This is a genomic window from Mesobacillus sp. (assembly GCF_047739415.1).
GTDB lineage: Bacteria > Bacillota > Bacilli > Bacillales > Cytobacillaceae > Mesobacillus.
Map to the genome: position 1 here is coordinate 1 of NZ_JBIQOE010000017.1, position 8,692 is coordinate 8,692.

Consider the following 8,692-nt stretch of genomic DNA (forward strand, 5'->3'; position numbering starts at 1 on the left):
CCGACACCAATTCCAGCCCAAGGATCTACCGTGGCAGCAACAACAAAGCTTGCCGCTAATGTCAATAATCCAATTGCCAGGCTGATTAACGACGGCAAAAACACTTTTTCATGCTTGACGTAAACAGTTATAAGCATTAACAGCACCGTATATAACAGGCCAACTGTCCAGCTGTTGACTGAATAATCAATGGCCTTCATGACAAAGTTGCTGGATTCAAGAACCGGGATTTCAAGCCTAATTTCCTTTAACTTTTTGGTTTCTATGTCAACTGTCTTCAACCTATATTCCTCTGGTTCTTGCGGCCAATTTATATATTCCAGGAAGAGAATTTCATTTTTATCGTTAAAAAAGACCGGAGAAACAACGGATGAATTCAAGTCGGTGAGCCTCTTAGTTTCTCCATTTTTCAAATCTTTTAGAAATAAATCGTATTCAAACAGGGAAGTGTCCTTCGATTCTTCTGTAATCGTCGTATAAGCTACAACATTAAGCTTAGGAGAAAGCGTGAGATGAAAAAAATCAGCAGGCATTTTATCGCTGAAATCTGCCGTATACACCCGTTGATCCTCCAGGTCAAACGCATTTATATCGTCAAAATCCTTGAAGAGAATTTCCTTTTTCTCAGCAGAAAAGACAAGGCTATCCATTGTATAGAAATCTCTATCGGTTAACTGCTCCATTTGTGAGCCATCAATTTTAACGGAAAAAAGATCATACCCCTCCTGAGTTTCCCCCTCAGTCTTCTTAAACTCTTCCGCAGGCATGCTTGCGAAGAAAATCGTTTCGTTGTCATCAGAAAAGACAGCGCCAGAAATGTGCTGTGAGCTTTCTGAAAGTTTTTTAGGGTTGGTCCCATCGACATTTGCTATGTAAAGCGATTTAATATGGTTATTGTCCTGTGATAAATATAAAATCTTGCTCCCATCTGGTGAAAACTTTGGATTAGAGTGATAAACCTCATGAGGATTACTCACTCTCTTAACATCTTTTCCATCTTGATCGGCTATATAAATTGCTGAGTTACCGTTATTGAAATAGGAAAAAGCAATCCGCCGATCATCCTCAGAGATGGCTAGCCCACTTCCAAGACCTGTATAATATTTATAAGCATCCCGGTCAGCCAACAACATGTAACTGATGCTTGAAATCAACAACAAAGCAACAAAAGCAATTGCGCCCAATAAAGTCTTCTTTCTATTCACTGGTCATCCCCCTTAAAATACCGATATGTTTACCATACATACAATATAGTGTAAAATTACACTAATTAAAAGGTTTTTTTAGGAAAAATATATAAATTTTTCATTGTGAATATGTCTTTGTACAAGTCAGAGCAGCAAGGACAAGCCTTTAATTTCTTTATTAAATTTCAACTGTTGTTCATAATAGGACAATTTAAACCATGGTAAAATAATAGAGAGGGAACCGTTGAATACCAGGGGGTGCAGAGATGGAACCGAGAGGTCAATCAGGTAAAAGACGTCCATCGAAACGTATGATTGCTGCCAGAAGAGAAATGCGGTCATCCCATTTTCTCCATGAATATGATGAAGACGATCATGATTGGAAAAAGGAAAGAAAACACAATATTCACCACTCCCATACATCCGCATTAAAAGTCCACGATTACAGGGTAACAAAACTCAAAAAAAGGGAAGCTTATAGAACTCAACAAGACGAATATTAATGTTAGTACTGAAATGGCTGTCAAAAGTGGCAGCTTTTTTTATTTGGGCGTAGTTTTCGTACCCTTATGTGGTCTCTTTCCTCTTCATAAGGGTATCGTTCAGGGCTTTTCGTATCCTTATGTGGTCTCTTTCCTCTTCATAAGGGTATCGTTCGGGGCTTTTCGTATCCTTATGTGGTCTCTTTCCTCTTCATAAGGGTATCGTTCAGGGCTTTTCGTACCCTTATGCGGTCTCTTTCCTCTTCATAAGGGTATCGTTCGGGGCTTTTCGTACCCTTATGTGGTCTCTTTCCTCTTCCTAAGGGTATCGTTCAGGGCTTTTCGTATCCTTATGTGGTCTCTTTCCCCTTCATAAGGGTATCGTTCGGGGCTTTTCGTACCCTTATGTGGTCTCTTTCCTCTTCATAAGGGTATCGTTCAGGGCTTTTCGTACCCTTATGTGGTCTCTTTCCTCTTCATAAGGGTATCGTTCGGGGCTTTTCGTACCCTTATGTGGTCTCTTTCCTCTTCATAAGGGTATCGTTCAGGGCTTTTCATACCCTTATGTGGTCTCTTTCCCCTTCACCAGGATATCTTCCGGAATGCCTTTCAGAACAGCTACTGGATGTAAAGAAAACGAACAGCTTTGGGTGTTAATGGAGTAAAACTGTCAAGAAAACGAAGGAATTAAGACATGTTCGGCTTAACCCCTGGCAGATGTGTCCTTACCTATTGTAACTTCGAGAAAATGTAAAAGATCCGCACTTAAAGCTTATAGTGATAAGCATCTTTAAAAGGTGAATTGGAAAATAAATCTAATTTTATATTGCAGCCACCACTATATAGTGTTACGATATACCTAGTAAGTAGTAATCCTATATTGAGGAGGCCAATGCATGAGTAAAACTGAGCTTTTAAAAGGAAGTACTAGCATGATTTTGTTGTCGCTGCTTTCGGAAAAAGAGATGTACGGGTATGAAATCACTGAGAAGGTTCACGAGGTGAGTGAAGGTTATCTCAGCTATAAAGAAGGAACACTGTATCCTGCTCTGAAAAAATTGGAGCTATCTGGATTGGTTGAAAGCTACTGGGTAAGTTCTCAGGATGGTCCACGCCGCAAATATTACCGAATCACCAAAACTGGGAAAAAAGCTTTGGCAGATCAAAAGCAAGAATGGAATATGTTTAAGAGAGTCGTACATCGAATTGTAGGTGATGGAAGTGTCAACACAAGAATCAATTAAACAATTCGACGACTATATCAAAAGGTTGGTTCAAGAATTACATCTGGAAGACGAGGAAAAAAGGGAAGTGGAAGAAGAGTGGACCCAGCATTTGTATGATCATTTTTCAGTACTGCAGAAACAAGGGATAGAAAAGATGGAAGCAATCCGTACGGTGCTTGATCAATTTGGAGACATTCAAATGATCCAGACGGAAGTGAATCAAAGCTATCCTAGTGCTATCAAGTCCCAAACCCAAAAAGAAAGTGTGATTGGGATTATTTGCATCATTGCCAGCTTGGTTGGCCCCATGATTTTAATAGGTGCTCATTTTCAGCCATATTTTATCTCTGCCTCACTTATAGCATTGGTTTTTGCTTATCTGGTTCATCGTTTTATTGCCAAACGTCAGTCGGACTGGAGGCTGTCTGTTATCGGAATAATCACCATCTACATATTTTTCTTGCAGCTCTTTACCCGAATGTACGGAACTTCCTTGTCTTTAGAAATATATGGCGGACATCTATTCTCTCTGGATTGGAACAGGCTGACTGGATCCAGTGGACTTTTTGAATTTGTCACCCTTCACATGTTGTGGTATGTGATTATTGCAATGCAATTCATCACCAGTAACAATTACATCCCTGTGTGGAAAAGGATATTGAACTCGAGTTTCCAATACTGGGTGATGCTGTTGATTGGTGTATTTCTGGCAAGATTTCAATCAAGTGCTGAGTGGTCGGTCCTTTTTATAAATGTCTTTCTTTTGTATGCTTTTCTCCAGCACACGATATCGATCAAAGGAATCACCATTTTTAGCCAAAAAGTGTCACGGATGTTTTATCGGCAATCACTTTAATTTCTTTGGAGGTAAGAATGAAGGAACTTAAAAGGGGGCTCATCCCATTTTTATTGGTGATGATCGTTGCGTTCATTATGATCGATTTTGATGATGGAGAAATCAAATATATAATGGCCCATTATGACAGCTTGCCAGAAGAGGAAAGGAACTTTATAAAAGGTTCCGGTCCTGGGGGAACAGGGATGTTCCAACATGATGGTTCATCTTACGCTTTTATTGCAACAAAACCGGATGAGAAGGTAGAGGTGCTATTCGTAGGAAGGGCGGAAGACGGCGTTGGGAATGAAGTGAAATACAAGGTTGTCAAAAATGATGGTGCCGATGATACGAAGATCATTGATGGAAGGATGGGTAGGTTCGCGTTATACCTGTTACGGCTGGAAACAGTAGTCCCAACTCCGTTTGGTTTTAATAATGAAAATCTTTAATTCAGCTGCCAGGATTGGCAGTTTTTTTATATCCATTTCGGAAAAAAGTGGTATAATTGGGAAGTGTGAAAAAATGACTAGCTGAAAGAGAGGTACTATCCATGCATCTTACGCTTTCAGTCATAGCTTTTTTAACAATAGTTTCACTAAGCATTTACATCATGAAAACCAGAGCCAAAGGGTATAGGAGAGCGATTGTGGGCTTAATCTTCCTATCAACTTCATCTTTGGCGATAGCCTTAGCGTTAAATTCGATTTATACACTGGTGTTTTTTGCGTCGCATATGATTTTGTTGCTGATGGCTATAAGCCTGGCTTTAAAGGAACAAAAAGAAAACAGTAATAGAAGTGTATAGTAGTTACCGACATTAATACGATTTCCCGCTTGTAACCAGAACGGTATACATCACCAACAAGACGGACAAGCTCGTCTGTTTATTTTGTATTCTAAAAAACAAAAATGTTGAATATTTTTCTGAAAAAATATAGAGTATTATAGTCTCCACTTTTATCTGTTGGTAAGTTTATCTATTGCTTTTAAATGGTATATGGAAATAGGTAAATGAAGAAGACATAGAATGAAACTCAGTAAAATAAGCAGCATTCATTTGGATTTTGTAAGGCTTAATGGGTAATTCTATTGTTAATGAGACAATTACATAAGAGTTGTGAAAGAGGAAGGAGATAGGTTGATGGAATCAATTTGGCTTGAATATGCCTGGGCATTATTGATATTGATTGGTCTTGAAGGTTTGTTATCGGCTGACAATGCTCTTGTACTGGCAATCATAGCGAAACATTTACCTGATGATCAGAAGAAAAAGGCGATAAGTTATGGAATCTTGATGGCGTTTGTCTTCAGGTTTGGGGCATTATTTGCGATTTCTTTCATTGCAAACGTCTGGCAGGTACAGGCAATCGGAGCGGCATACCTTCTTTACCTCGGATTGAAGCATGTCATCCAGGCTAAGTTCGGTAAAGAAAATGAAAATATTCATAAGGAAGAAGAGAAGGAAGCAAGAGGAATGGGCTTCTGGCCAACTGTTGGAAAAATCGGTTTAGCAGACCTTGCGTTTGCAATTGATTCAATTCTTGCTGCAGTTGCTCTTGCCCTTGGTCTGCCGGACTCACCGCTAGGAAATTTTGGCGGCATGGACGGAGGAAAGTTCATTGTCGTTCTTCTTGGCGGTATTGCCGGTCTAATCTTAATTAAATACGCAGCTACCTGGTTTGTTAAGCTGCTTGACCAGCGACCAGCATTGGAAACAACTGCGTATGCAATCGTGGCATGGGTTGGTGTGAAACTTGCAGTCATTACCCTTGCTCATGAAGAAATTGCTGTCCTGGACCATGACTTCCCGCATAGTACACTTTGGACAACAATCTTCTATGGAGTATTGGTAACAATTGCTCTTGTCGGATGGTTTGCTCCAGCGAAAAAAACTAAAGGTGAAGGCAACTCTTTATAATGAATGAACCAAAAAGTGCGTGTAATCCGAAATGGATTGCCGCACTTTTTTTATGCATTGGAATTTCTAGAACGTTTATCTGTACCCCTGAGTGGAATAGTCATTATAGGATTATTCCATGTAAAGGAGTGTTGATATGAAAGCAGCTGAATTAATGATTAAATGTTTGGAACGCGAGGGTGTTGAATACATTTTCGGTGTTCCTGGGGAGGAAAACCTTGATATTATGGACGCTCTCCTCGATTCGAGCATTGAATTCGTTGTAACAAGACATGAAACGAATGCCGCTTTTATGGCAGGGACATACGGAAGGCTAACCGGGAAGCCAGGTGTCTGCCTTGCGACTCTTGGACCAGGCGCAACGAATCTTTTAACAGGGGTTGCCAATTCAAATATGGACCACAGTCCGATCATAGCAATAACAGGACAGGCAGGATTGGACCGCCAGCATAAAATTTCCCACCAATATTATGACCTGGTTTCCATTTTTGAGCCGGTAACGAAGTGGAATACACAAGTGAAAAAAGCAGAAATCATCCCGGAGGTTGTCAGAAAAGCTTTTGATGTTGCACTAAGTGAAAAGCCCGGAGCCACCCATATCGACCTGCCTGAGGATATTGCCGGAGTGGAAGTTGAGGGGAATCCTCTTGAAATCGATGTACCGACATTAATGGAAGCAGGGGAGCGTGTCATCAAGGATGCAGCTAAACTTATCGAACAGGCGAAGCATCCACTGATTCTTGCTGGAATGGGCGTTGGAAGAGGACAGGCTGAGGATAGCCTGAGAGCTTTAGCGGAAAAAGCGGATCTTCCCGTCGTTCATACATTCATGGGGAAAGGCGCGATTTCCTGGAAAAATGATCAAAGTCTATTAACGGCTGGCATCAGTGGCAAGGATTATATCACATGTGGTTTTGAACAGTCTGATCTGATCATAGCGATCGGTTTTGACATCGCTGAATATCCGCCAAAAAACTGGAATCCTGATGGAGAAAGCCCTATTTTGCACATCGATACAATAGAAGCCGAAACAGATGCCAATTATCCTGTTAAACATAGCGTCATTGGAGACATAAATGAAAACCTCAAGCAGTTGGAGAAGGTAATCTCATCAACGGAAAGAGATAACAAGTGGGTAGAAAACGTGAGGGAAAAAACGATAAATGAATTCCAGTCATATGCTGACGATACAAGCTATCCAGTAAAACCGCAGAAAATCATCCATGATCTTAGGTCTGTGATGAACGAAGAGGATATTGTCATCTCGGATGTTGGAGCCCACAAAATGTGGATGGCAAGAATGTATCATACTTTTGAGCCAAACACCTGCCTGATATCTAACGGATTGGCTTCTATGGGTATTGCTGTCCCTGCGGCAATCTCTGCTAAAATGGTCCATCCAGAACGGAATGTTGTTGCCGTAGTGGGCGACGGGGCTTTCCAAATGTCCAGTGCAGAACTTGAAACCGCAAAGAGATTGAATCTGCCGATTATCATCCTTTTATGGCGAGATGGCGGCTATGGCTTGATTGAATGGAAGCAGATGAGGGAGTTTAACAGGTCATCGAATATCAAGTTTGGCAATCCTGATTTTATCCAGCTTGCAAGATCATACGGTTTTGAAGCGATTGGGATAGAAGAAGGTGGAGAACTGAAGGATGCCATCAAGAAAGCGGTCGAGATGAATAAACCAGTATTAATTGATTGCCCTGTGGACTATAGCGAAAATATGAAGCTAACCGAAAAACTAGGTGAAATATTATGCTAGGAACAGGAGGGAATGTCATGAAAATTGCTTCAATCATCAATGGTGCTGAAAGGATAGAAGGCAGCGGTGAAACGATGGAAGTGAGGAATCCATACAGCGGCGAGTTGGTTGCCGAAATGCATCTTGCTGGTGAAAAGGAGATGGAGGAGGCTATCGATAACAGCCTCCAGACCTTCCATAAGACGATGAAAATAATGCCTGCACATGAGCTGGCAGATATTCTTCTTAGGGCATCCGAGCTTTTGGAAGAAAAGAAAGAGGAATTTGCCGAGATCATAGCGATGGAAGCGGGAAAGCCCATCAAGCATAGCCGGGCGGAGATCATGCGTTCAATCCAGATCCTCCGATTCTCAAGCGAGCTGTCCAAACATACGGCAGGGGAAGTGGTGCCGATGGATGCAGCGCTTCGTGGGGATAACCGAATGGGAATGGTGAAGCGAGTTCCGATGGGTGTAATTGGTGCGATCACACCCTTTAACTTCCCGTTGAATTTATCGCTGCATAAGATTGCCCCGGCTATCGCCGCGGGGAATACGGTTATTTTTAAGCCTGCTGAAAAAACGCCGGTATCTGCATACATGCTTGCGAAGTTATTAAAGGATGCAGGGTTGCCGGATGGAGCGCTGAATCTTGTCCTGAGTACAGGTAAAACAGCAGGAACTACTCTCGTCCCCCACAAGGATGTACCAAAGATCACCTTTACCGGCAGTTTGACGGTCGGGAAAATCATTCGCGACACTGCCGGGTTTAAAAAGGTCACAATGGAACTCGGTTCAAACTCGCCGAATATCGTCTTTGATGACGCCGATATTGATGATGCCGTAGACAGGCTGGTCAATGCAGCCTTTGGATATTCAGGTCAAGTTTGTGTTTCGGCCCAAAGAATTTATGTCCAGGAAGCCATTTATGATGAGTTCCTCAAGAAGTATATTGAAGCAACAAAAAAACTGGAAATCGGTGATCCAATGGAAGAAAGAACAGATTTTGGCCCGATGATCGATGAAAATGCGGCAAAACGAATCCAGGAATGGGTGGAAGAAGCAAAAAACCAAGGGGCGACCATAGAAACTGGTGGCGAAAGAAAGGGAACGATGATGTACCCGACGATCATCACCAATGTGAAAAAGGACATGAAAGTCGTCAAGGAAGAAGCCTTCGCTCCAATTGTTACCGTGATGCCGTTCAAAACGGAAGAAGAAGCGGTTGAAAAAACAAATGACTCCATCTTTGGACTTCAGGCAGGCGTATTTACAAAAGATATCAGCCGCGCTTA

8 protein-coding genes are annotated in these 8,692 nt (G+C 41.6%); 7 read left to right on the plus strand and 1 reads right to left on the minus strand.

Annotated features, from left to right (window positions below; genetic code table 11):
* Window positions 1-1,205, minus strand: a 1,205-nt coding sequence (locus ACH0QE_RS01205) for a TolB family protein (RefSeq protein WP_415798923.1), incomplete at its 3' end; no start/stop codon positions are given.
* A gap of 248 nt (window positions 1,206-1,453) precedes the next feature.
* Between ACH0QE_RS01205 and ACH0QE_RS01210 the strand changes: the two genes are divergently transcribed.
* The 7 genes from ACH0QE_RS01210 to ACH0QE_RS01240 all read left to right on the plus strand — a co-directional run.
* Window positions 1,454-1,690: a hypothetical protein gene (locus tag ACH0QE_RS01210; RefSeq protein WP_415798924.1), complete on the plus strand. Its 237-nt coding sequence runs from the start codon at window positions 1,454-1,456 to the stop codon at window positions 1,688-1,690.
* A gap of 875 nt (window positions 1,691-2,565) precedes the next feature.
* A complete protein-coding gene (locus ACH0QE_RS01215; RefSeq protein WP_415798925.1) occupies window positions 2,566-2,913 on the plus strand; it encodes a PadR family transcriptional regulator in 348 nt (115 codons plus the stop codon).
* The gene (locus ACH0QE_RS01220; protein ID WP_415798926.1) at window positions 2,891-3,751 is read left to right on the plus strand and encodes a hypothetical protein; all 861 of its coding nucleotides are present in this window, start codon (window positions 2,891-2,893) and stop codon (window positions 3,749-3,751) included. The genes ACH0QE_RS01215 and ACH0QE_RS01220 overlap by 23 nt, the downstream gene beginning before the upstream one ends.
* A gap of 17 nt (window positions 3,752-3,768) precedes the next feature.
* On the plus strand, window positions 3,769-4,182 hold the full coding sequence (locus tag ACH0QE_RS01225; protein WP_415798927.1) for a hypothetical protein: 414 nt from the start codon (window positions 3,769-3,771) through the stop codon (window positions 4,180-4,182).
* Between the two features lie 692 nt (window positions 4,183-4,874).
* Entirely contained in the window at window positions 4,875-5,651 is a 777-nt protein-coding gene (locus ACH0QE_RS01230) for a TerC family protein (protein WP_415798928.1), read from the plus strand.
* A gap of 136 nt (window positions 5,652-5,787) precedes the next feature.
* Window positions 5,788-7,419 (plus strand): acetolactate synthase large subunit, encoded by a 1,632-nt coding sequence (locus tag ACH0QE_RS01235; protein WP_415798929.1) that lies wholly within the window; start codon window positions 5,788-5,790, stop codon window positions 7,417-7,419.
* A gap of 17 nt (window positions 7,420-7,436) precedes the next feature.
* On the plus strand, window positions 7,437-8,692 hold a 1,256-nt coding region (locus ACH0QE_RS01240), incomplete at its 3' end, for an aldehyde dehydrogenase family protein (RefSeq protein WP_415798930.1).

Excerpts from the sequence above, each read along its gene's own strand:
- ACH0QE_RS01225 (WP_415798927.1), top strand. The coding sequence starts at position 3,769 with ATGAAGGAACTTAAAAGGGGGCTCATCCCATTTTTATTGGTGATGATC.
- ACH0QE_RS01235 (WP_415798929.1), top strand. The coding sequence starts at position 5,788 with ATGAAAGCAGCTGAATTAATGATTAAATGTTTGGAACGCGAGGGTGTT.
- ACH0QE_RS01215 (WP_415798925.1), top strand. The coding sequence starts at position 2,566 with ATGAGTAAAACTGAGCTTTTAAAAGGAAGTACTAGCATGATTTTGTTG.
- ACH0QE_RS01210 (WP_415798924.1), top strand. The coding sequence starts at position 1,454 with ATGGAACCGAGAGGTCAATCAGGTAAAAGACGTCCATCGAAACGTATG.
- ACH0QE_RS01230 (WP_415798928.1), top strand. The coding sequence starts at position 4,875 with ATGGAATCAATTTGGCTTGAATATGCCTGGGCATTATTGATATTGATT.